Here is a 3,281-nt window from a genome sequence, read left to right as displayed (position 1 = left end):
GGACAAAAGAGGACAGACAAAAAAACGGGGTAATGCAAATGAAAGCGGATTTATGAAGCCGTTAGGTTTTCAAATCATTACCCGACGAAATGTGATTTTTAACACGTGGCACTGACATTTTCTACGTGTGGCTGTGTTTGGCTTACAAGGTCTAACTCGTTGATAATTAATTTTGCAATCAAAAAAAGACGAGTATGGTAAGAAGCACATTCAAAGTGCTGTTCTACGTGAACGGCAGCAAGGAGAAGAACGGTATTGTCCCCATCATGGGACGGGTGACAATCAACGGGACTGTGGCGCAGTTCAGTTGCAAGCAGAACATCCCGAAGACACTTTGGGACGTGAAAGGGAACAGGGCGAAAGGCAAGAGCCAAGGGGCACGGGACATCAACCTCGCCCTTGACAACATCAAGGCGCAAATCATCAAGCACTACCAGAAACTTTCCGACCGAGAGGCGTTCGTGACGGCGGAAATGGTGCGCAACGCCTATCAGGGAATCGGCAGCGAGTATGAGACGCTTATCCGGGCGTTTGACAAGGATTGCGCCAACTTCCTCAAACGTGTGGGCAAAGACCGCACCATCGGTACATACAAGGTGATGATGCGTGCGAGGAACTATGTGGCGGCTTTCATCAAGTCGTTCTACAAGCGCACGGATATGTCGATGCTCGAACTGACACCCGACTTCATTAAGGAGTTTGCGGCTTATCTTACTGCCGAACGGGGGCTGAAGAACGCCACGATATGGCTCAACTGCATGTGGCTGAAGGGCGTGGTGATGCGTGCGCATTATAACGGGCTGATACCGAGAAACCCTTTTGCGCAGTTCCATATCAGCCCGAACGTGAAGGAGCGTGAGTATCTGACGGAGGACGAGATAAAGACCATCATGACACACGAGTTTGAAAATCCCACACTCACACTGGTGCGTGACCTTTTTATCTTCGCCTGCTTCACCGCCCTTAGTTTCGTGGACATGAAGGAACTGACCACGGATGAAATCGTGGAAGTGAACGGAGAGAAATGGATAATCGGCAAGCGGCACAAGACCGATGTCCCTTTCCAAGTGAAACTGCTTGATATTCCCATGCAGATAATCGAACGCTACAAGAACCGTTCGGGAGACAAGTCCGTGTTCGGGAAAATCAACTACTGGACGATGTGCAAACAGTTGAAAAAGGTTATCAGTGAATGCGGTATAGAGAAGCAAATCTCGTACCATTGTGCAAGGCATACATTCGGAACGCTGGCTCTGACCAAAGGAATGCCGATCGAAAGCGTAAGCCGTGTATTGGGACATACGAACATTGTCACGACCCAGATATACGCGAAGATTACCACGCAGAAACTGAATACCGACCTGACGATGTTCGGCGATAAACTGAGTAAGACATTTAACGGTATAACGGTGTCATGAGTATGGAAATGGAAAGGAGCATCATGACAATAAACGAATACGGCAGCGTCATATTGCCAGAAGACATTTCAGGTATATGGATGAGCGAGCCGGAACTGGTGGAGCTGTTCGGGGTAATCGCCCCGACACTCCGTGCTGCTATCAGAGCGGTATATAAAAGCGGCGTGTTAAACGAATACAAGGTACAAAAGTATATACAGCTGAATAACGGTTGTCATGCAGATGTGTTCAGTTTTCAGATTATAGTCGTGCTTGCATTCCGTATCGACAGCTTCGGTGCGGAGCAGGTGCGCAAACTCCTGTTTGAAAGGCTGTACATGCGAAAAGAGAAAGCAAGCATCTTCTTTTCGCTGGACATGAATGGCATGAAAACGTCTAATTATCAGGTATAAATACATTGATGTGACGACATAAAGTAGTGAAACCTATGCGTATTCCCATTGCCGATAATATATTCATATAAGTATTCGAATAAGCGTATTGCCGATTACGACAAGTCCGAAGAAGAACCCGTCAGAGTGGCACATCTTCGGACTTTATTTGTATGTGTTTGTGCCAAATCCAAGAAAATCATACGTGAGTCACGCGTGAGTTGTCAATCCGTCTTATCCGAATTGCCGAGCTTTGCATTGATTAAAACAAAATGAAGTGCTTATGAAACAAGGTAATATCAGAAAGGAGGAGTTCATACGGGTAGGTACGACCCTCTACAAGTTAGTGAACCAGCCCCGGCTGAACGGAGACTATGTGAGGAAACGCATCGTGTGGAACAACGAGACACTCCGGCAGGATTATGGCAAACACTATCTTGCCAGCGTGCCGAAGTATGATGGCTTCTGCACAGTCCCCGACCATGTGAATTACCGTCCGATAGTGGACAAGTTCCTGAACCTCTATGAACCGATAGACCATCGACCGCAGGAGGGCGACTTCTCGCACATCCAATCTTTGGTGCGGCACATCTTCGGGGAACAATACGAATTAGGTATGGACTATCTGCAACTGCTATACCTGCAACCGATTCAGAAGTTGCCTATCCTGCTGTTGGTATCGGAAGAACGTAATACAGGTAAAAGCACGTTCCTGAATTTTCTGAAAGCCCTGTTTCAGAACAATGTCACATTCAACACCAACGAGGACTTCCGCAGCCAGTTCAATTCCGACTGGGCTGGCAAACTCCTTATCGTGGTGGACGAAGTGTTGTTGAGCCGCAGGGAGGACAGCGAGCGGTTGAAGAACCTCAGCACCACACTTTCCTACAAGGTGGAAGCCAAAGGCAAAGACCGTGACGAGATAGCGTTTTTCGCCAAGTTCGTGCTATGCTCCAACAACGAGTACTTGCCTGTAATCATTGATGCAGGGGAAACACGCTATTGGGTGCGGAAGATAGACCGCTTGCAGTCCGATGATACCGACTTCCTGCAAAAACTGAAAGCTGAGATACCTGCTTTCCTCTACCATTTGCAGTACAGGCTGCTATTCACCGAGAAAGAAAGCCGGATGTGGTTTGCCCCGTCACTGTTGCATACAGAAGCCTTACAGAAAATTATCCGCAGCAACCGCAACCGGTTGGAGATTGAAATGTATGAGCTGCTTCTCGATATTATGACAACGATGAATGTGGACAGTGTTTCATTCTGTCCGCATGATATACTCGTTCTGTTGGCAAATACGTATGTCAAAGCGGAGAAACATCAGGTACGGAAGGTATTGCAGGAATGTTGGAAACTGACACCTGCCCACAACACCCTCACATATACCACCTACCAAGTGGACTACAGCCGTGAATGCCGTTACTCTCCGCTGCGCAGGACAGGAAGGTTTTACACCGTGACAAGAACTTTTTTAGAAGCACTATGATTA

Annotated in this window: 3 protein-coding genes; all 3 read left to right on the top strand. The window is 47.5% G+C overall.

Translation table 11 applies throughout. From position 1 onward, the window contains the following. The first annotated feature begins 194 nt into the window (after positions 1–194). The 3 genes from QZ327_RS14250 (at position 195) to QZ327_RS14240 (ending at position 3,278) form a co-directional block, all read left to right on the top strand. A complete protein-coding gene (locus QZ327_RS14250) occupies positions 195–1,418 on the top strand; it encodes a site-specific integrase (RefSeq protein WP_294620382.1) in 1,224 nt (407 codons plus the stop codon). Positions 1,419–1,420: 2 nt separating this feature from the next. Then, positions 1,421–1,810 carry a hypothetical protein gene (locus tag QZ327_RS14245; protein WP_285829793.1) on the top strand — a complete coding sequence of 130 codons (390 nt, stop codon included), beginning with the start codon at positions 1,421–1,423 and terminating at the stop codon, positions 1,808–1,810. A 262-nt stretch (positions 1,811–2,072) separates the two neighbouring features. Continuing rightward, positions 2,073–3,278, top strand: coding sequence for a primase-helicase family protein (locus QZ327_RS14240; protein ID WP_294620379.1), 1,206 nt, complete (start codon positions 2,073–2,075; stop codon positions 3,276–3,278). The last annotated feature ends 3 nt before the right edge of the window (positions 3,279–3,281 follow it).

It is taken from the genome of uncultured Bacteroides sp. (genome assembly GCF_910578895.1).
Classification (GTDB): domain Bacteria; phylum Bacteroidota; class Bacteroidia; order Bacteroidales; family Bacteroidaceae; genus Bacteroides.
Note: the sequence above shows the minus strand (reverse complement) of the source record. Positions and strands in the feature narration are given on the sequence as shown.